The sequence below is a fragment of the Enterococcus sp. 2STP genome (assembly GCF_032465635.1).
In the GTDB taxonomy this organism is placed as follows: domain Bacteria; phylum Bacillota; class Bacilli; order Lactobacillales; family Enterococcaceae; genus Enterococcus_B; species Enterococcus_B lactis.
In genome coordinates this window covers 243,478-262,869 of the sequence record NZ_JAWDJH010000013.1, presented here as the reverse complement: position 1 = coordinate 262,869, position 19,392 = coordinate 243,478, and the positions used below count along the sequence as shown (strand labels likewise).

At 39.1% G+C, this 19,392-nt stretch carries 21 protein-coding genes and 1 other RNA gene; 16 read left to right on the top strand and 6 right to left on the bottom strand.

The features are described from left to right. Positions 1 to 45: 45 nt before the first annotated feature. Positions 46 to 1,773 (bottom strand): adenine deaminase, encoded by a 1,728-nt coding sequence (ade, locus tag RWU19_RS05295; RefSeq protein WP_123838221.1) that lies wholly within the window; start codon positions 1,771 to 1,773, stop codon positions 46 to 48. Between the two features lie 131 nt (positions 1,774 to 1,904). On the opposite strand from ade, the gene comGA reads away from it, so the two are divergent. From comGA to RWU19_RS05250, 9 genes are all read left to right on the top strand, one after another. After that, positions 1,905 to 2,834, top strand: coding sequence for a competence type IV pilus ATPase ComGA (comGA, locus tag RWU19_RS05290; RefSeq protein ID WP_070770152.1), 930 nt, complete (start codon positions 1,905 to 1,907; stop codon positions 2,832 to 2,834). After that, positions 2,791 to 3,840, top strand: coding sequence for a competence type IV pilus assembly protein ComGB (gene comGB / locus RWU19_RS05285; protein WP_123838220.1), 1,050 nt, complete (start codon positions 2,791 to 2,793; stop codon positions 3,838 to 3,840). Before comGA ends, comGB begins: the two co-directional genes overlap by 44 nt. Beyond that, a complete protein-coding gene (comGC, locus tag RWU19_RS05280; protein ID WP_002309938.1) occupies positions 3,837 to 4,115 on the top strand; it encodes a competence type IV pilus major pilin ComGC in 279 nt (92 codons plus the stop codon). The genes comGB and comGC overlap by 4 nt, the downstream gene beginning before the upstream one ends. Further along, a complete protein-coding gene (gene comGD, locus RWU19_RS05275) occupies positions 4,090 to 4,560 on the top strand; it encodes a competence type IV pilus minor pilin ComGD (RefSeq protein ID WP_024634691.1) in 471 nt (156 codons plus the stop codon). Before comGC ends, comGD begins: the two co-directional genes overlap by 26 nt. Next, positions 4,532 to 4,879, top strand: a complete 348-nt coding sequence (locus tag RWU19_RS05270; protein ID WP_257243304.1) for a hypothetical protein — start codon at positions 4,532 to 4,534, stop codon at positions 4,877 to 4,879. The genes comGD and RWU19_RS05270 overlap by 29 nt, the downstream gene beginning before the upstream one ends. Further along, on the top strand, positions 4,842 to 5,267 hold the full coding sequence (gene comGF, locus RWU19_RS05265; protein ID WP_002328904.1) for a competence type IV pilus minor pilin ComGF: 426 nt from the start codon (positions 4,842 to 4,844) through the stop codon (positions 5,265 to 5,267). Before RWU19_RS05270 ends, comGF begins: the two co-directional genes overlap by 38 nt. Then, positions 5,239 to 5,598 (top strand): competence type IV pilus minor pilin ComGG, encoded by a 360-nt coding sequence (gene comGG / locus RWU19_RS05260; protein WP_086328504.1) that lies wholly within the window; start codon positions 5,239 to 5,241, stop codon positions 5,596 to 5,598. Before comGF ends, comGG begins: the two co-directional genes overlap by 29 nt. A gap of 171 nt (positions 5,599 to 5,769) precedes the next feature. Further along, positions 5,770 to 6,777 (top strand): class I SAM-dependent methyltransferase, encoded by a 1,008-nt coding sequence (locus tag RWU19_RS05255; protein WP_002316844.1) that lies wholly within the window; start codon positions 5,770 to 5,772, stop codon positions 6,775 to 6,777. Between the two features lie 24 nt (positions 6,778 to 6,801). Then, a complete protein-coding gene (locus RWU19_RS05250) occupies positions 6,802 to 7,986 on the top strand; it encodes an acetate/propionate family kinase (RefSeq protein WP_123838219.1) in 1,185 nt (394 codons plus the stop codon). A 253-nt stretch (positions 7,987 to 8,239) separates the two neighbouring features. Here RWU19_RS05250 and RWU19_RS05245 read toward each other — a convergent pair whose 3' ends face one another. The 4 genes from RWU19_RS05245 to RWU19_RS05230 form a co-directional block, all read right to left on the bottom strand. Next, a complete protein-coding gene (locus tag RWU19_RS05245) occupies positions 8,240 to 8,710 on the bottom strand; it encodes a universal stress protein (RefSeq protein ID WP_002291356.1) in 471 nt (156 codons plus the stop codon). A 72-nt stretch (positions 8,711 to 8,782) separates the two neighbouring features. Further along, the gene (locus tag RWU19_RS05240; protein ID WP_002291361.1) at positions 8,783 to 9,067 is read right to left on the bottom strand and encodes a hypothetical protein; all 285 of its coding nucleotides are present in this window, start codon (positions 9,065 to 9,067) and stop codon (positions 8,783 to 8,785) included. Positions 9,068 to 9,144: 77 nt separating this feature from the next. Then, positions 9,145 to 9,339, bottom strand: a non-coding RNA gene (gene ssrS, locus RWU19_RS05235) — 6S RNA. Positions 9,340 to 9,410: 71 nt separating this feature from the next. Then, on the bottom strand, positions 9,411 to 10,697 hold the full coding sequence (locus RWU19_RS05230) for a replication-associated recombination protein A (protein WP_123838218.1): 1,287 nt from the start codon (positions 10,695 to 10,697) through the stop codon (positions 9,411 to 9,413). Between the two features lie 137 nt (positions 10,698 to 10,834). Here RWU19_RS05230 and RWU19_RS05225 point away from each other — a divergent pair, with 137 nt between their 5' ends. The 7 genes from RWU19_RS05225 (at position 10,835) to RWU19_RS05195 (ending at position 18,018) form a co-directional block, all read left to right on the top strand. Continuing rightward, positions 10,835 to 11,506, top strand: coding sequence for a DNA-3-methyladenine glycosylase (locus RWU19_RS05225; protein ID WP_024634688.1), 672 nt, complete (start codon positions 10,835 to 10,837; stop codon positions 11,504 to 11,506). Next, entirely contained in the window at positions 11,472 to 11,960 is a 489-nt protein-coding gene (locus tag RWU19_RS05220) for a DUF3013 family protein (protein ID WP_002291366.1), read from the top strand. Before RWU19_RS05225 ends, RWU19_RS05220 begins: the two co-directional genes overlap by 35 nt. Positions 11,961 to 11,972: 12 nt before the next feature. Beyond that, the gene (gene prmA, locus RWU19_RS05215; protein ID WP_123838217.1) at positions 11,973 to 12,920 is read left to right on the top strand and encodes a 50S ribosomal protein L11 methyltransferase; all 948 of its coding nucleotides are present in this window, start codon (positions 11,973 to 11,975) and stop codon (positions 12,918 to 12,920) included. After that, positions 12,921 to 13,685: a 16S rRNA (uracil(1498)-N(3))-methyltransferase gene (locus tag RWU19_RS05210; RefSeq protein WP_002373058.1), complete on the top strand. Its 765-nt coding sequence runs from the start codon at positions 12,921 to 12,923 to the stop codon at positions 13,683 to 13,685. It begins immediately after the preceding gene. A 231-nt stretch (positions 13,686 to 13,916) separates the two neighbouring features. Next, the gene (locus tag RWU19_RS05205; RefSeq protein ID WP_002315645.1) at positions 13,917 to 16,130 is read left to right on the top strand and encodes a RelA/SpoT family protein; all 2,214 of its coding nucleotides are present in this window, start codon (positions 13,917 to 13,919) and stop codon (positions 16,128 to 16,130) included. 11 nt (positions 16,131 to 16,141) lie between these two features. Further along, on the top strand, positions 16,142 to 16,588 hold the full coding sequence (gene dtd / locus RWU19_RS05200) for a D-aminoacyl-tRNA deacylase (RefSeq protein WP_002291377.1): 447 nt from the start codon (positions 16,142 to 16,144) through the stop codon (positions 16,586 to 16,588). 170 nt (positions 16,589 to 16,758) lie between these two features. Beyond that, on the top strand, positions 16,759 to 18,018 hold the full coding sequence (locus RWU19_RS05195; protein WP_002291378.1) for a cytochrome P450: 1,260 nt from the start codon (positions 16,759 to 16,761) through the stop codon (positions 18,016 to 18,018). Between the two features lie 87 nt (positions 18,019 to 18,105). Here RWU19_RS05195 and RWU19_RS05190 read toward each other — a convergent pair whose 3' ends face one another. Then, positions 18,106 to 19,053, bottom strand: coding sequence for an aldo/keto reductase (locus RWU19_RS05190; protein ID WP_024635141.1), 948 nt, complete (start codon positions 19,051 to 19,053; stop codon positions 18,106 to 18,108). Positions 19,054 to 19,392 lie beyond the last annotated feature (339 nt).

The window sequence follows — 19,392 nt, the reverse complement described above, 5'->3', positions numbered from 1 at the left end:
TTTCTGGGACTTTTTTGATTTAAGATATACCTATTTCCTCGGTTTTCAACAAGGTGGAATCAATTGGAATCGAGAGAATGAAAATAATCCTTTGTCGGTGATCTTCAATTCGGGTATGACAGATAAGGTTAAGAAAGAAAGTGTCAAAAAAGGATCAAAGGTTTTAGCTGCCCCTAGTTGATGTGTTTCAGCTATTAATTCATTCAGCTGTTCATTGACGACCAAAAAAGGTTCCTGTGTCATGATGCCGCCTATCGGTAGAGGAAGACAAGCTATTTCCTTCTGTTTGTTGACAACAGTCATCCCGCCACCTTTTTGAATCAAAAGATTAGCAGCATACAGCATATCCTCATCATTTGTCCCCACGACAACTAGATTATGAGAGTCATGAGCAATCGTTGTCGCTATCGCCCCTTGTTTCAGCTGAAATCCTTTTACGATGCCTAACCCAATATTTCCGGTTTGATGGTGACGCTCGATCACCGCAATCTTTAATTGGTCTTTTTCGATTGAAGGAATGAATCGTTCGCCTTGTCGGTCCACTTTTTCTACCAAATCGTTCGTGACGAGACTATTCGGGATAATTTCGATCACATGGGCTTGTGAAGAAGGGAGAAGCAGCTCTAACGAACGAGGATGCAATGGTTGAGCATTTAGGTTTGGTAGACAGCATGTATATGGATTTGAATGATCAGCAAATAAATGGTCTTCGAGTTGACCAGATTGGACGACCAATGTTCCCTTATAGAAAACTTCATGAATTGGCAGCTTGGTAAGATCGTCTGTTAAGAAGAAATCAGCTTGATACCCAGGAGCAATCGCACCTAGTGTTTTCAAATCAAAACATTCTGCTGCATTCAATGTTGCCATCTGGATTGCCTGTAACGGATCAATTCCCATTGAAATAGCTTGACGGACGATATGGTCAATTGATCCTTCTTTAACTAAATCATTGATGAGTTTATCATCGGTGACAAAGAAGCATCTTCTTGAATTATCAGGCGTGATCGCCGGTAGTAGCGAGGCCAGATCTTTTGCAACGGTCCCTTCTCGAACCATTAAATACATACCAAGATCCAAACGTTCTTTAGCCTCTTTTGCAGTTGTAGCTTCATGATCCGTCCGAATACCTGCTGCGGGATAAACATTTAATTCTTCCATGCCGATACCAGCTGCATGTCCGTCAATCTTTTTCTTATGCTGGTGCATCAACTGGATCTTTTCTAGGATATCTGCTTCATTATTTGCTACTGCTTGATAGTTCATGACTTCAGCTAAACCTAAAACTTCGGGATTTTGTAAAAAAGGTGCCAGATTTTTGGCATTTAGATTTGCACCATTTGTCTCAAATGGGGTGACAGGTACACAAGAAGGGAGCATAAAGAAAATATTCATAAGCGTTTGTCTTGCGTCTTCTATCATAAATTGAAGACCAGTACTCCCAGCGATGTTTCCTATTTCGTGGGGGTCTGTTACTACAGTAGTGACTCCATGAAGCAAGGATACTTTTGAAAATTCACTTGGTGATAAAAGTGAACTTTCAATATGCACATGGCCATCAATGAATCCTGGTACTAGATATTGCCCCTCAGCATTATGTACGCTTTTTCCTTCGTATTCACCAATCCCTACGATCATTCCTTCGTAAATCGCTACATCTTTTTCCATGATCTCTTTCGTAAAGACATTGACGATCTTAGCCTGTTTGATCACTAGATCAGCGGGCTTTTTTTTACTTGCTACTTCGATGTATTTCTTTAATGTTGATTCCAATGGAATGCCTCCCAAGATAAATTTTTATAAGTATAACATAAATTCGTTTTTTGCCAATGTTTTTTAATAAATTCATTTTATTTGAAACAAAAAGTTCAAAAAGACGTATGTTTTTTGTGGAGGGGAGAATAATGGAAATAAAACGATTATCCGATCAAATGATAAGTGAAAGTTTCGCCAAACATGCCCAAGACGTATATGTCTTGCCAGCTTCAGAAGTATTTTACATCTATTTTCGCTATGGAAAAAAACGAACATTCTGGAAGGAAGTATCTTCGGCAGATGGCCAGCAATTGATTTCAAGATTTAAGTATTTGGGACAAATGGATATCGGAGAAAAAAGAAAAGCTCAATTAGGTGCATTGACCTATTCTTTAGAAAAACAGAAGGTTCGGTTACGACTGTCTTCTGTAGGAGATTACCTTCAACGAGAAAGCTTAGTGATTCGGCTATTATACGGTATTTCTGAAACACCTCATCGTTGCTTTAGTTCTCGAGATTTTGCAACTATTTTGCAGAAAACCGCTAGACGTGGATTATATCTATTCAGCGGACCAGTCGGGTCAGGCAAGACGTCATTGATGTATCGGTTGGCTTTGAAAGAAAAACGGCAAGTAATCACGATCGAAGATCCTGTAGAGATCGAAGAACCATTCTTTCTGCAATTGCAGATCAATCCCAAAATAGCACAGACTTATGACACACTTTTGAAGCTCGCATTACGGCATCGCCCTGATTTGTTGATCATTGGCGAGATAAGAGATGAATCAACTGCACATGCTGCGGTAAGAGCTGCACTAACGGGACATCGGGTATTCGCAACCGTACATGCACGCAATCTTGAAGGTACATTGATCAGAATCCATGAACTAACAAAGAAAAAAGAAGAGCTATCTGAATGCTTAGCTGGAGTCATTTATCAAGAACTTTTGGAAGATGCCGATCACCATCCTTCTGTCTTGTGGAGTTATCAATTTATGGAGGAAGAACCAGTAAAAAAATCATGGGAGGAAAGCTATGAAGAAGCTCAGAAAAAAACTTGGCAGTCAGAACTATTCTAAAGGACTGACAAGAAGCCAGCAAAACCAGTTTGCACAAACCATGGGAGAACTGCTTTTAACTGGTTTTAGTTTGCAAGAATCCCTTTATTTATTGCTCACGATCCGTTCGTTCCAGCCTGCTATTTTGACAAATATCCAACATCAGCTAAAGGAAGGACAACCGTTTAGTGAAGTACTTTCGCAAACAGGGTATGGAGCAGAACAACTGGTACAGATCGAATTAGCTGAACTTCACGGGAATCTGCCGGCAACTTTGTTGGAAATTGCCAAGCAGCTTCGTCTGGTCGAAGGATTTCGCAATGATTTGAAAAAGCTGCTTGCCTATCCGATGCTATTGCTCACCTTTTTGCTAGGTATCTTATTTAGTATGCGTTTGCTCGTTTTACCTCAGCTTATTGGTTCAGGGATGGTTATGGAAGAGCATTGGGGGATTCAGCTGATACAAGTCTTTCACTGGTACGTTCTACTATTTATCCTCGTGGTTGCTTTATTGACTTTTCTAGTAAGGTATCGGCTGATGAAATTGTCTCCTATTGATCGGAGTGAATGGATCAGCAGACAATTGGTGATTGGGCCGATATATTCCTTGTATCAATCTGCTTATTTGTCGTTAGAGATTGGCAAACTTTTTCATGAAGGTTTCGAATTAAGGCAAATCATCGTTTGCTTGAAGGAGACGAAACAAGAAAGTCTCCTTCAACACCTTGCTTCCAAGATGATACAAGGATTGGAGGCCGGTATACCATTAGCTGATCAGTTCCAGAATTACCGTTTTCTATCTGAAGAATTCAGCAAGATTATTTTGCAGGGAGAGGCAAAAGGAAATTTAGGGAAAGAGCTGATATTTTACAGCGAATGGACAAGAAAACAGCTTTTCAAACGACTTCAGCACTGGCTGCATTTTATTCAGCCAATTATTTTTTTGGGCGTAGCGGTTTTGATTTTACTGGTTTATGCTGCTGTTTTATTACCTGTTTATGGAAGTATCGAGGAGGTCTTGCCATGAAAAAGAAAAGAACACCTTATTATAGCGGTTTTACATTAATCGAAATGCTGATCGTTTTACTGATCATCAGTGTACTAGTATTGTTGTTCGTTCCTAATTTGTCACGTTATAGGAATCATGTAGACCAAGAAAGTCGTGAAGCAATCATTCAGTTGGTAGACACACAAAAAGAGCTCTACGCGCTTCAAAATAATGGAAGAATCCCTACTGTGGAGGAATTATTGAATGAAGGCTATATCAAACGAGAACATGCAGACATCTACCAACGACCTTGAAGGTAAAACATTAGCATCAGGATATACGTTGTTTGAGTCACTTTTACTGATTTTATTGCTTACCACAATCCTTTCTTTCCCAGTTCTCGCATTTTCTGCATGGAAGAAAGAATTGACGGTCTATCAATTTTTCAGCCAGTTTGAAAAACGAATCTATACCACTCAAAAAATCGCTATTGTGAACCAAATCCAAACAGGTTTTTATTGGAACAATGACGAAAATCAGATCATTTTTCGTATGTCGCAACCCGATGAAGCGAGCTGGAAAGTATTAGATATTCCTGATGAGATTACCTTGAAACGCCATGCTTCCATCACTTTTGCGGCTGGAACTGGAAATGAAAGTTCACTAAAAGCGTATCAATTTTATTGGGAAGAAAAAGGGCAAACGATTACGTATCAATTCCAGATGGGGAGTGGACGCTATACAAAAAGAATTGAATAGAAAAGGGTTTATTTTATTAGAGTCCCTTACAGCGCTGATGATTGCTTCCGTCTGTGTGTACTTAGTGAGTTTTGGTCAGCTTTTTTTACTTCAGGCAGAAAAGAACAGCGGGGAGGAAATGCTACTTATTCGAATGGTTTACGAAGATACCAAGACACAGCGGATATATCACAAAAGACCAGAGCGAAGTGAAGAAATGATTATGTACGATATCCAAATTATCGAAAATAATGGAATAATCGAAAAAGTGCTTGTCAATATGGAGAAAGAAGCGATCAATATTGAAAAAACAAGAAATCCCGGCATTTACGCTGATTGAATGTCTAATCGGACTAATGATAGTAAGCAGTATATTGCTGTCATTCAATCTTTTGATCCAGCAAACCATCCAAGTAAGTGACTTTCTGCAGCGTAAAGATCAAAAAGAGTGGCTGATATTTTTAGCACAATTAGAAGAGGAACTTAACAGCAGTCACAATGTTTCCGTGAAAAATCAGCAATTGCATTACACTGTAGAGGATAAACAGTACATCATCGAAAGATATCAGACGATGATACGTAAAAGAAGAACTTCCGGCGGGCATCAACCTATGTTAACAAGCATCACTGAGCTTCAATTATTGGAAAAAGAACACACAATTTCTTTTTATGTACACTTTGAAAATGGAGAAGATGGATATGCCATATGGACAAAAAACGATCAATAGAAAATGTTGTAAGGGCTCTATTTTATTTTCTGTGTTGCTTTTATTTCTTTTATGTACGTTTTTATTAACGGCAGCATTAGAAAGCTATCGTTTGTCAATGGATCTGAATATACGAATAAAAAATTATTATATAGCAAAAATAATGAAACAGATGGCTCTATCGGAACAGTCTATACTTGCTGAGAAGTCGGAAGGGATTTTTTACTACACAACTGGATCTGTAACATATCAATGGGTACAACAGTCTCTATTCTTGGAGGTAGAAGTCTCGCCGTTTATCTTTCGATTCATAGAAGAAGTAAAAAATGATACAGATACTGGTACAGAATGAGGAATTGTTCGTGAAAACGCCCTCTTTTCTGTTATAACACTGTTTTTAATAAAAAAATGTTTGCCGTTTCACAAATAAAAAACAGTGAAAACGATTGAAATTTTGTCAATTGTTCGATAGAATTAAACAGGTGAAAAAATTGTTATAATATATCTAGAAATGAGGTGCACCATGTTACCAGAAAAAATGGAACAAGGGTTCAATCAGAACCTGGAAGCTATTCAGCTTTTACAGAATGCATTGGGAACTTCCTTTTTAGAAGCCTATGTCGAAAATGCAGAAAATCTAATAGATGATTATCAAGTACGTGTGGTGGATGGAGTGCCGACAAAAGAGACAACCCAACGGATCACAGCTCTTTATGAAGAGTTGAAAAAACTTTCTTTCGAGCCAGAAGAATGGCGCAGATTGTCTCAATTGCTTTTATTGAAGGGCAACCAGACAGAACATCTGCAGGCGAACCATCAACTCACTCCTGATAGTATCGGTTTTTTATTTGTTTTTCTTATTGAACAACTATACACAAATAAAAAAGAACCAGTTAAGATTCTGGATATTGCGGCAGGAATGGGCAACTTGTTATTAACAGTTCTTTTAAACCTATCGAATGCGGGGTATCAAACAGAAGGATTTGGTGTGGATATTGATGATACATTGTTGGCTGTGGCAGCTTCTACAAGTGATTTGACACAAGCAAATGTTCAATACTTCCATCAAGACGGGTTGCAGGATTTATTAATCGATCCTGTCGATTTTGCAATCAGCGATTTGCCGATCGGTTATTATCCGAATGACGAAAAAGCAAAAGAATTTTTAACAAGTACCGAAGAAGGCCACAGTTATGCACATCATTTATTGCTGGAGCAATCAATGAAATACGTGAAGCCGGATGGTTTTGGTTTGTTTTTGATGCCAAGCGGTTTTTTAGAAACGGATCAAAGCGAAGAAATCAAAAAATGGTTTAAAGAAGAAGGCTATCTTCAAGGAATGATTCAATTGCCAGATGAGTTGTTCCGCAACAAACAATCACAAAAAAGTATTTTGATCTTACAGAAAAAAGGACCACAAGCAAAACAAGTAAAAGAAGTACTGCTTGTGAAACTTGCTTCACTAAAAGAACCAGAGAAGGTGACGGAATTTTTCAACGAGTTTAAAAACTGGAAATCATCTGCTCTGTAATCATTCAACGAGAAGGAGAGTCATATGTCTAAAACAATTGCAATCAATGCTGGGAGTTCAAGTTTGAAGTGGCAATTATATCAAATGCCAGAAGAAACCGTAGTTGCGAAAGGGATCGTCGAACGTATCGGTTTACAAGATTCTATTTTTACGATCAAGTACGGCGATAGTCAAAAATTCGAACAAATCATGGATATCGAAAACCACGAAGTAGCAGTAAAAATGCTGTTAGATCAGTTGATTGAACTGCAAATTTTAAGTTCTTATGATGAAATCACCGGTGTAGGGCACCGTGTTGTTCACGGAGGAGAAACTTATGGGGATTCAGTAGTGATCGATGAGGGAGTAATGGAACGCATTGCTGAATTAGCAGAATTTGCTCCTTTGCATAACCCTGCTAACCTGATGGGAATCAAAGCCTTTAAAAAGATTTTACCTGACATTTTGAGCGTAGCTGTATTCGATACATCTTTTCACTCAACAATGCCAAAGCAAAATTATTTATACAGCTTGCCAGTGTCTTATTACGAAGATTTCAAAGTAAGAAAATATGGCTTCCATGGCACAAGCCATCGTTATGTATCGGAACGTGCAGCAAAATTATTGAACAAACCGATTGAAGAGCTAAAAATCATTACTTGCCACTTAGGAAACGGAGTATCAATCACAGCTGTAAATGGTGGTAAATCCATGGATACTTCTATGGGATTCACGCCATTAGCTGGTGTGACAATGGGTACGCGTTCAGGCGATATCGATCCAGCTGTTCTTCCATACTTAATGGAAAAATTAGAGATTGATATTGATGAAATGATCAATGTTTTGAATAAAAAATCTGGTTTGCTAGGCCTAACAGGATTGTCTAGCGATATGCGTGATCTTGAAAAAAACTATGAAAAAGAACACATTCGTTTAGCTTATGATATCTTCGTGGATCGCATCCGAAAATATATCGGCGGATACGTGACAACGATGAATGGTGTCGATGCAATCGTCTTTACTGCTGGTATCGGCGAAAATGACGGACATGTACGCAATGAAATCATTAAAGGTATGTCTTGGTTTGGCTGTGAAATCGATCCAGCGTTGAATGAATTGCATGGTGAAGAAGTAGATATCTCTACAAAAGAATCAAAAGTAAGAGTATTAGTGATTCCAACAGATGAAGAACTAATGATTGCCCGTGACGTGGAGCGTTTGCGCGGCTAAAAATACACGCGTGTTCTCTTTAGAAAATGGATAATTTTATATCCGTTTTCTAAGAGGACATGCTTTTTTATTTTTTACACAGAAGGATCTGAATATAAAGAAGTGAGTGAATCCAAGTATTCTTTGAATCGTGAGAGGAAAGACGCTCAATAAGCGAATTTATTTTTTGAAGAACAAAAAAAGCTGTGTCCAGACAAGTGATCTTCAAAAGTTTTACTTTTGAGATCCCCTCTGAAACACAGCTTTTCATCAATTAGTCTTTTTTAGGAGGCAATTGGTTTTCTAAATCAGTTCGAACAACAAGCACATCGCAAGCCGCGTTTCTAATAACATATTCAGAAACAGAACCAATAAATAAACGTTCTACAGCATTCAATCCTGTAGCTCCTAACATAATCAAGTCTACTTGATTATCTTCTGGGATTTCTTTCGCAATCAGTTGTTTTGGTGAGCCATATTCTACGACAGAGGTTACATTATTCAAGCCAGCTTTCTTTGCGTTGCTTTCATAATCTGCCAATGTTTGCTTTGCCATTTCAGTAGCTTGTTCTGCCAACATTCCATCAAATGATGAAACGGTTTGGAAAGAACGTGTGTCAATGACATGTGCTAATAGAAGTTCTCCGTTATTTCGGATAGCTACATTGACCGCCTTTTTAAAAGCTAATTCAGCTTCATCAGAACCATCCACGGCAACCATGATTTTTTTGTATTGTTGTAACATAAGCATTCACTCCTCAAGTCAATCGTGTTGTACTCTTTTATTGTAGAACACTTTGTGGAAAAAGAGAATTATTTACTGCTTTGGTTCAGCAATTTTTTTTGCAAAGCGGATACTGAAGGTGGCAGAAACGAGAATCACGATCAATAAAAAGATCAAAGCGATGAAGCGTTGATTGAAAAAAGCGGCTAAAATACCCATAACGCCTAAAACAGCATACGCAGCTCCATAAAATTGTAGGAATCCTTGATTTTTGTCATTTTTCTTGATCAATACAAAAAAGATATCCTGTTTATTAAATAAATAATAGCTAACGAATAATAATAGTAAAGTGGCGATAATCATCAAAATCCTAATCATGAACAAATCCTCCAAAATAAGCAACAAATAGAAAAAGCAATTTGCCAAGAGCAAATTGCTTTATTCTTTAAAAGATGGTAATCTCCGTTAATGCCGTTATTTGTCCTGTAGTATTGATCCCGCGAATTCAAGCAGGTGGGTCCCATGGTCGTAGCTTCGAACTACCAAATGATAAGGCATGTTACCAGCAGTGACACAAGACGGGTCCCAAGATATCAATAAAAATGTTCGGTCAACACACAAAGAGGACAATTCGAACATCACAGATTTCCCATCTCTATAGTAGCATATGAATTTAAAAAGAGCAATGAGAGAGCTCGCAGAAATAGAACCGTTTTCTTGTTTAATTTTTTGGGGGATGTTTTTTCCACTCTTTTATGCGGTAATACTGTTGACCTAGCGCCTGTTCATATTTTCCTGTATCCTTTGGTTGGTAATATTGAGCATTTTTTAGCCTATCTGGTAAATATTGCTGATCGACCCAAGCATGATCGAAATGATGAGGATACTGATAACCCACACCGCGGTTGAGGGATTTCGCACCTTTGTAATGGCTATCTCTCAAGTGGTCGGGAACATCTCCAGCTTTACCCTCTCGAATATCAGCAAGTGCTGCATCTAATGCCATATAGGCAGAATTGGATTTGGGCGACAAGCAAAGATCAACGACGACATCTGCTAGCGGGATACGTGCCTCAGGTAACCCTAATCGTTCAGCAGCTAATACAGCGTTTACTGTACGCGCAGCAGCAGCAGGATTGCCTAAACCTATATCTTCATAACCGATAACCATCAGGCGACGACAAATACTTGCCAGATCACCTGCTTCAACTAGACGGGCGAGATAATGAAGGGCAGCATCCACATCACTTCCGCGAATCGATTTTTGAAACGCTGAAATAACGTCATAATGAGCATCTCCATTTTTGTCATGGGTAAGAGCTTTTCTTTGGACACATTCTTCGATAATCGACAGAGTAAGATGAATCTTTCCTTCTTTATCTGGAGGAGTCGATCGTGCAGCCAGTTCCAATCCATTCAATGCACTACGCAAATCGCCATTCGTTGCACGCGAAAGGTGAAGAAGAGCCTCTTCATCTAACTGAATTGCTTGTTGACCAAGACCGCGTTCCCTATCCTTTAAGGCATGTTCCACTGCCAACTGGATGTCTTGCTCTGTTAATGGCTTGACTTCAAAAATCTGTGTGCGGCTGCGGATCGCTGGATTGATAGTAATATAAGGATTTTCAGTAGTCGCTCCGATCAAGATGATTCGGCCACTTTCTAAATGAGGAAGCAGAAAATCCTGTTTTGTTTTATCTAATCGGTGTACTTCATCCAATAAGAGAATCACAGTACCACTCATTTTAGCTTCTTCCGCTACAACCTGCAGATCTTTTTTTGAATCTGTAGCAGCGTTCAGCATGCGAAATGCATAATTAGTAGAACCGGCAATCGCACTTGCGATACTCGTTTTTCCAGTACCAGGAGGCCCATATAAAATCATGGAAGAGAGCATGCGAGCATCGACCATGCGGCGTATGATTTTTCCTTCACCGACTAGATGCTGCTGACCAACGACTTCATCGATCGTTCGAGGTCGCATGCGATAAGCCAATGGCTGTTGCATAGGATTTTCCTCCTTCTTGTTTTTACGTTCCTTAATTATAACATATTTAGTAATATAGCCAGAAAGAACAGCCTTCTGTTGTTTTGTTTTCATAGCTTATCCAACTAATATTGTGTATGATAAAGTAGGTGAGAAAAATGACGGATAAACAAAAGATAGATGAATTTTTTTGGAATAAAACGACGCCGGAAGTAGCGCGGGATTTATTGGGGATGTATTTGGAGCATGACACACCAGAAGGAAGATTAGCTGGATATATTGTAGACGCGGAAGCATACCTAGGTCCAGAAGACGAGGCCGCCCATAGCTATGGTTTAAGAAGAACACCACGTGTGCGGGCAATGTATGAAAAACCAGGTACGATCTACCTTTACACGATGCATACTCATCGGATTTTGAACATCATCACTCAGCCAGAAGGGATTCCTCAAGGAGTAATGATACGTGCAATCGAACCAGCTGCAATGATTGAACAAATGAGTAAAAATCGTGGTGGAAAAACTGGTCCAGATATCAGCAACGGTCCTGGAAAATTAGTGGAAGCATTAGCAATTCCTCAAGAACTCTACGGTCAGTCTATAGCAGATAGTTCATTACGTTTAGTTTTTGAGAAAAAGAAGATACCAAAAAAAATCGATGCTTTGCCTAGGATCGGTATCCCGAACAAAGGGGAATGGACAGAAAAGCCGTTGCGTTTTGTTGTGTCTGGCAATCCATATATCTCTTTACAAAGAAAAAACCAAATCGAGGAAGATTGGGGTTGGAGGAAAGAAAATGAAAAAGAAGGATCTATTAACATACTTAGATGAAATAATCGAAAAACAAGTGACGGACTATGATGTGGCTTTAGATTGGGATACAAAAAATCATACGATCGAAATCGTTGTTCGTTTGTTTGCGGAAAATAAAGCACAATTTGAGATTGATGATGCAGAAGGGATTGTTTCGCAAGAACCAATTATCGAATTTGAAGATGGCGTACTCCTTTTTAATCCTCAGAAATCTGTTTTTGATGAACAAAATTATCTAGCAGCAATCCCCTATGAAGGAAAAAAAGGGTTGGCAAAATCAGTAGCTGATTCTTTAGTGGAATATTTGAATGAAGTATTAGCACAAGGGCAAAGTGATTTGCTTGATTTTTTAGATGAAGATGATGACGAAGCTGTATTCGAACTCCATTGGGATAATCAGAAACTAGCAGAGTTAGTAGAAGCAAAACAGCAAAATGAAACAGAGACTTATTTACCGTACCCAAGTTATTAAGGAGTGACAGACATGAAATGGAATGAAGTAAAAGTAGAAACCGAAAGTGAAGCAGTCGAAGCGGTCGCTAATATTTTGATGGAGGCAGGAGCGAGTGGTGTTGCGATTGAAGACTCTTTAGATGTTGAACATTTTAAATCGGATCAATATGGTGAAATTTTAGATAAAAATGATTTTACATCGTTGAAAGAAGGCGCGCTAGTCATGGCTTATTTTCCAGAAACGACTTTTTTACCGGAAATCTTGCCTTTTATCAAAGATCGTATCACGCAATTGCCTGAGTTTGGTCTAGCGATTGGAAAAAACAAAGTAACTGTTAGCGAAGTAGAGGAAAGCAATTGGGCAACAGCATGGAAGAAATATTATCATCCGGTGCGTATTACGCGAATGCTGACGGTTGCGCCAAGCTGGGAAAACTATCAGACAGAAGATCCTCTAGAAAAAATCATCACATTAGATCCAGGTATGGCGTTTGGAACAGGCACCCATCCGACGACTTCTTTGACATTGACAGCACTAGAAACAGTATTGCGTGGTGGCGAAACATTGCTAGATGTTGGAACTGGTTCGGGTGTACTAAGTATTGCAGCAAAATATCTTGGTGCGAAAGATGTCTATGCCTTTGATTTAGACGAAGTAGCCGTTCGTTCAGCGAAAGAAAATATGGATATGAATGAAGTAGCCAAAGATGTCCACGTATCAGCTAATGATCTTTTGAAAGGAATCGAGATTGAAAGTGATGTAATCGTTGCGAACATTTTAGCAGATATCATCTTATTGATGATCCCGGATGCTTGGCGTTTACTAAAACAAACAGGGACATTGATCGTTTCAGGAATCATTGAAGAGAAGAAGCAAATGGTTCTAGATGCTATGATAGAACAAGGATTCATCGTGGATCAAATTTTCCAACAAAAAGACTGGTATGCAATTATTTTGAAAAAACCAGAGGTGGAATAGATGCAGCGATATTTTTTGAAAGAATCGTATGAACCAAAAGACCATTTTATTTTAAAAGGGGAAACCTATCATCACATTGTACGGGTTATGAGAATGGAACCGAAAGATGAAGTTTTTTTGGCATTCAATGATCAGATAGCCGTTGTTGCAGAAATCACAAAAATCACCGAAGATGCTGTTTATCTGAAAGAAATTAAAAAAGAAGAAAACCAAAAGGAATTGCCAAGTTCGATAACCATAGCGAGCGGCTATCCTAAAGGAGAAAAGTTGGATTGGATTATTCAGAAATCCACTGAATTAGGCGCACAAGCTTTTCTTGGGTTTCCGGCATCAGCCTCTGTGGTTAAATGGGATGCAAAGAAACGCATGAAGCGACAACAAAGGCTTGAAAAGATTGCCCAAGAGGCAGCAGAACAATCCCATCGGCAAATCGTGCCCTCAGTAGAGTTACTGGAAACGAAACGTGACTTATTTGAACGGCTAGATGATTATGACGTGGTCTTGGTTGCTTATGAGGAATCAGCAAAGCAAGGCGAAAAATCAAATGTAGCCAAAATTCTTAGTGAAACAAAACCGGGCAGTCGAATCTTAGCTGTCTTTGGACCAGAAGGCGGCTTATCCCACGAGGAAATCGATTATTTCGTAGAACACAAAGGGATACTATGTGGATTAGGACCAAGAATCCTTCGTACAGAAACAGCGCCTCTTTATTTATTAAGTGCTGCTAGCTATCAATGGGAGTTAATGGATCCCTCTCATAGCTAACGTTTTTCAAGAATAAAAGAGTATCGACGGAAAGAATTGAAAAAATAGGGAACAATTTGTATAATAGAAACAATTATTTGTACAATGAATACGAAAAATTGTTTGAAAAAGCTTTTTAAAAGCGAACATTTCCGTAAAAAAATGTATAACTTCACGGATTTTGGGGCAACTATCAAACAGATATTTGTCCCGATTCCTGTTTTACCGAAAAAGAAAGGGGGATCGATTCCTGTGCCAAAAGAAGAAATTTTAACGGGTCCCGGTGTCATAAAGCTCGTTAGTCAATATATGGGGCCCGAACATGTAGCATTTGTTGAGAAAGCATGCGAATATGCGACTGCTGCACATGACGGACAGTTTAGAAAATCAGGAGAACCCTACATTATCCATCCTATCCAAGTCGCAGGTATATTAGCAGATTTAAAAATGGACCCCCATACAGTGGCTACTGGCTTCTTGCATGATGTTGTTGAAGATACAGAAGTCACCTTAGAAGATCTGAGAGAAGAATTTGGCGATGATGTCGCTATGTTAGTAGACGGAGTAACCAAATTAGGGAAAATAAAATACAAATCCCACGAAGAGCAGCTAGCAGAAAACCATCGAAAGATGCTGCTGGCAATGGCTCAAGATTTACGCGTTATCATGGTCAAATTAGCTGATAGACTACATAACATGCGTACGTTGAAACATCTGCGAGAAGATAAGCAAAGAAGGATTGCTCAAGAAACTTTAGAAATCTATGCACCTCTTGCACATCGTTTAGGTATCAGCCGAATCAAATGGGAATTAGAAGATACAGCACTTCGTTATCTTAATCCAAAACAGTATTACCGTATCGTTCATTTGATGCAGACGAAGCGAGAAGAACGTGAAAAATACGTGAATGGTACTGTTGAGGATATTCGAGTAGCAACAGAAGAGCTGGGGATTTTTGCAGAGATCTATGGACGGCCAAAACATATTTATTCGATCTATCGTAAAATGAAAGACCAGAAAAAGCAGTTCAACGAAATCTATGACTTGCTAGCTATTCGAGTAATCGTAGACTCAATCAAGGATTGTTATGCTGTATTAGGTGCGATCCACACAAAATGGAAACCAATGCCTGGTAGATTCAAGGACTATATTGCCATGCCAAAAGCTAATATGTACCAATCTTTGCATACTACAGTGATTGGTCCGGCAGGAAATCCAGTAGAAATCCAAATCCGTACACAGGAAATGCATGAAATTGCTGAATTTGGGGTGGCTGCGCACTGGGCGTATAAAGAAGGAAAAAATGAAAAAGTAGAACCAGATGGTATGACGAAACAATTAAGCTGGTTCCATGAGATACTTGAACTCCAAGATGAAAGCTATGATGCCTCTGAATTTATGGAAGGTGTAAAAGGAGATATCTTTAGTGATAAAGTCTATGTCTTCACGCCCAAAGGAGACGTTACTGAGCTGCCAAAAGGATCTGGACCACTGGACTTTGCATACAGTATCCATACAGATATCGGTAATAAAACCACTGGTGCAAAAGTAAATGGCAAAATGGTGCAACTTGATTACAAATTAAAAAACGGGGATATCATAGAAATCATGACTTCTCCAAATTCATTTGGTCCAAGTCGTGACTGGTTGAAATTGGTGGCAACTAGCAAAGCAAGAAATAAGATCAAGCGTTTCTTCAAAGCACAAGATCGGGAAGAAAATGTGATCAAAGGTCACGAGTCTGTGGTCAAGTGTATTACAGATTTAGGGTTTACACCTAAAGATATTTTGACAAAAAACAAACTTCAAGAAGCACTTGATCGTTTTAACTATCAATCAGAAGATGATTTATATGCAGCTGTAGGATACGGGGAAGTCAGTCCTTTGACGATGGCCAATCGTCTGACAGAAAAAGAACGGAAAGAACAAAAAATCGAGCAGCAAAAGCAAGAAGCAGAAGAAATCATGAATCAGCCGAAAAAAGAACCTGAGAAAATGAAAGTACGTCATGAAGGTGGCGTTGTCATTCAAGGGGTAGAAAACTTACTGATTCGTATCAGCCGATGCTGTAATCCGATTCCTGGTGATGATATCGTTGGCTACATCACTAAAGGCAGAGGGATATCCATCCATCGTCGAGATTGTCCGAATGTTCAGCCTGATAAACCAAATGTAGCAGAACGTTTGATTGAAGTCGAATGGGAAGATACATCGAATACACGAAAAGAGTATGATGCAGACTTGGAAATCTACGGCTATAACCGTTCAGGCTTATTGAATGATGTACTTCAAACAGTCAATGCGCTGACGAAAAATCTCAACAGCGTCGAAGCTCGGACGAATAAAGATAAAATGGCGACAATCCATTTGACGGTTGGTATCCAGAATTTGTCCCACCTAAAAAGTATCGTGGATAAAATCAAAGCAGTACCTGATGTCTACAGTGTACGCCGGACGAATGGATAGGAGGGCCAGATATGAGAGCAGTCATTCAACGGGTGAGTCAAGCGGCAGTGTCAGTTGATCAGCAAGAGATTGGAAAAATTGGCTGTGGCCTACTCGTTTTATTAGGTATCCATGAAACAGATACGCCAAAAGATGTGGAATATCTAGTAAAAAAAATCGCACAAATGCGTATTTTTGAAGATGATCAAGGAAAAATGAATATTAGTGTAGAAGACGTAGGAGGACAAATTTTAAGTGTCTCTCAATTCACACTATTTGCGGATACGAAAAAAGGAAATCGACCAAGTTTTGTGGAAGCCGCACGACCAGAAATAGCTATTCCTTTATACGAATCGTTCAATGAAGGAATCAGAAGTCGCGGCATCACAGTCGCTACCGGACAATTCGGAGCAGATATGTCGATTTCTCTCGTCAATGATGGACCTGTAACGATTATTATTGATTCTAAAAACAAATAAAGTCAGTGGGTTTTCATCAATAAGAAATATAAATCAAGTCGTTTAAGTTAGACTGAAAAACTCTAACTTAAGCGACTTTTTTCTCGTCTACAAAAAGCGCTTCTTTTGTCAGCAGTCAGAAAAAAAGTTAAGCTTAAATTATACAAGTTATTTTTAGGAGGTTGCTGAAGATGAAAGAAGTACCAGTAGTAGATGTCAAAATCACGGATCTAAAAAGATTGTATCAAAAGGGATACAACATGTTGGAGGAGTTACGTCATGAAGCAGACGCTCCCGTTGTCAAAGCAAAGATTTTCAATAAAGAAGCTATTGTGATCTACGGATCGTCAGCGGCAAAAATATTTTATGACCCAAGAAATTTCAAACGAAAAGGTGCTATGCCAAAATTAGTGTTGAAGACACTTTTTGGTCAAGGTGGAGTACAGACTTTGGATGGAGCTGCCCATCATCATCGGAAAAATATTTTTATGGATCTGATGACACCCGAAAGAATGGAAGATTATCATCGTATCTTAGATAAGAACCTGACGCAAGCACTTGAAACACAGCATGGTCAATTTGAATTATTTGATTTAAGCAAGATGGTTTTCTTTACATCGATTTGTGAGTGGGCAGGTATCAATTTATCTTTGCTTTCTAAGGATGAAGTCGAAAAATTAGCAGAATATCAAATCTCCATGATCAGCGGAACGTTTACTTCTCCGATTGATCACATAAAAGGTGTCGAAAATCGCAAGAAATCAGAGAAATGGGCGCAAAGTTTGATTGAGGAAGCTCGGAAAAATCCTGTGGCTGGAAAAGAAAATGTGGCATTGTATGCATTTGCCAATGCCACAGATCTAGACGGACAGCTTTTGCCTCTGGAAGTAGCAGCTGTTGAATTATTGAATATCATCCGTCCGACAGTTGCTTTGACTGTATGGGCGGCGTTGATGGGACACGCGCTTTTCAGCAGACCTGATTTGTACCAACAATTGAAAAACGACTTTTCTACGTTGCAAGATCCGTTCATTCAAGAAATGAGACGCTATTATCCGTTCTTTCCGATGTTACCTGCGATTTCTCTGAAAGAAGTAGAAGTCGATGGTTATCGTATACCAGAAGATAGTTGGGTCATTCTAGATTTGTATGGAACAGATCATGATGAACGAACGATTGAAGCACCAGATTCCTTTATGATCAAACGATATTTAGGAAAAGCAAAAGATATTTCATATAAAGAAGAATATGAGATGATTGCACAAGGTGGAGGAGATTTTCGACAAATGCATCGCTGCGCAGGAGAATGGATCACTCTCCACAGCCTACGTGTGTTTTCCGATCAGTTAGTAAACAAGTTTGAATTCTCTGTACCTGAACAAGACTGGACGATCCCATTCAATCAGTTTCCGACTTATCCAAACAGCCGAGCGCTACTTTATAAGAATTAGATTAGTATAAACTTATCGAAAAAAGGAAGATCAGCACTGTTTGATCTTCCTTTTTTCATACTACTATAAGTGGATAAGGTCAATTGCTCAAAATCCGTGAAATGCTTCATCAATGGTTTGATAATCCTCACTGGATAAATGCAAATCTAAAGCTTGGACATTGTCAGAGACTTGCTCTGGACGTTTAGCTCCGGGTATGACTACAGACACTCTCGGATTCTTCATATACCAGGCTAGAACAAGTTGCGCAGGGGTAGCTTGGTATCTTTTAGCAATGGGGCGAAGTATGTCGACAGCGGCTAAAATTTCTTTGAAACGTTCTCCTTGAAAATCCGGATTGCTTTTTCGAGGATCTCCTTCGCTGAATTGTTTTTCCTGACCACGTTCATATTTTCCTGTCAGTAAACCGGAAGCAAGAGGAAAATAGGGGACAAAGCTGATTTTGTTTTTTTCAAGATAAGGAAATAATTCTTTTTCAGCCTGCCGATGGATCAAACTGTATTTATCTTCTACTACATCGACATATCCATCTGTATTCGCTTCTTTCAATTGTTCTAACGTGAAGTTCGATACACCAACTGCTCGGATTTTTCCTGCTTCTTTCAATTCATGCAATGCAGCAACTGCTTCATTTTTTGGGGTGCTTTTATCCGGAAAGTGGATATAAAAAATGTCGATGTAATCAGTTTGCAGACGTTTCAGTGCGTCTTCCACCGATTGTTTGAGAAACTCGGGTGAATTGTCAAATGTTCGTCCTTTATTTGGCACATGAGCAGCTTTTGTAGCAATGACGATACGTGAACGATCATATTCTTTTTCCTTCAATACCTCACCGATCAGTTCTTCAGAACGGCCGTTTCCATAAGCATAGGCGGTATCGATCAAATTGATTCCGCTATTCAAAGCTGTACGAACCACTTGTTTTCCTGTTTCGTCTTCCAAACCGTCAAAAAGATTGTGTCCCCCAACGGCATTTGCTCCTAGTCCAAGCTGTTCTGCGTAGACTTGTGAATGTCCGATTCTTATTTCTGCCATAGCTGATTCCTCCTTTTTTTCTAGTCTAAAACAAAAGAACAAAAAGCTGAACTAAAACGTTTTTGTGAGGGAAAATAGTCAGATAACTCTTGACTTTGAGATTGGTTTTTAGTAGGTTATAAGTAATATCGAAATGTCAATGAAAGAGCGAGTAAGTTTTTGAAACTTTACAAGAGAGGATCATCGAGGCTGAAAATGATCCAAAGTTTCATTAGCCCAAAGACACTCTGGAGATGGACGAGTGAAAAGCCGTCCCGCGTACGAGCGTTATTCGTAAGAGGAAAGAGAAATCTTTCAAAATTAGGTGGTACCGTGTATGAATTTCATTCACCCTTGTTC

Coding starts and splice junctions, on each gene's coding strand:
- comGA (WP_070770152.1), top strand. CDS start 1,905: ATGGAAATAAAACGATTATCCGATCAAATGATAAGTGAAAGTTTCGCC.
- comGB (WP_123838220.1), top strand. CDS start 2,791: ATGAAGAAGCTCAGAAAAAAACTTGGCAGTCAGAACTATTCTAAAGGA.
- comGC (WP_002309938.1), top strand. CDS start 3,837: ATGAAAAAGAAAAGAACACCTTATTATAGCGGTTTTACATTAATCGAA.
- comGD (WP_024634691.1), top strand. CDS start 4,090: ATGCAGACATCTACCAACGACCTTGAAGGTAAAACATTAGCATCAGGA.
- comGG (WP_086328504.1), top strand. CDS start 5,239: ATGCCATATGGACAAAAAACGATCAATAGAAAATGTTGTAAGGGCTCT.
- RWU19_RS05255 (WP_002316844.1), top strand. CDS start 5,770: ATGTTACCAGAAAAAATGGAACAAGGGTTCAATCAGAACCTGGAAGCT.
- RWU19_RS05250 (WP_123838219.1), top strand. CDS start 6,802: ATGTCTAAAACAATTGCAATCAATGCTGGGAGTTCAAGTTTGAAGTGG.
- RWU19_RS05245 (WP_002291356.1), bottom strand. CDS start 8,710: ATGTTACAACAATACAAAAAAATCATGGTTGCCGTGGATGGTTCTGAT.
- RWU19_RS05240 (WP_002291361.1), bottom strand. CDS start 9,067: ATGATTAGGATTTTGATGATTATCGCCACTTTACTATTATTATTCGTT.
- RWU19_RS05230 (WP_123838218.1), bottom strand. CDS start 10,697: ATGCAACAGCCATTGGCTTATCGCATGCGACCTCGAACGATCGATGAA.
- RWU19_RS05225 (WP_024634688.1), top strand. CDS start 10,835: ATGACGGATAAACAAAAGATAGATGAATTTTTTTGGAATAAAACGACG.
- RWU19_RS05220 (WP_002291366.1), top strand. CDS start 11,472: ATGAAAAAGAAGGATCTATTAACATACTTAGATGAAATAATCGAAAAA.
- prmA (WP_123838217.1), top strand. CDS start 11,973: ATGAAATGGAATGAAGTAAAAGTAGAAACCGAAAGTGAAGCAGTCGAA.
- RWU19_RS05210 (WP_002373058.1), top strand. CDS start 12,921: ATGCAGCGATATTTTTTGAAAGAATCGTATGAACCAAAAGACCATTTT.
- dtd (WP_002291377.1), top strand. CDS start 16,142: ATGAGAGCAGTCATTCAACGGGTGAGTCAAGCGGCAGTGTCAGTTGAT.
- RWU19_RS05195 (WP_002291378.1), top strand. CDS start 16,759: ATGAAAGAAGTACCAGTAGTAGATGTCAAAATCACGGATCTAAAAAGA.
- RWU19_RS05190 (WP_024635141.1), bottom strand. CDS start 19,053: ATGGCAGAAATAAGAATCGGACATTCACAAGTCTACGCAGAACAGCTT.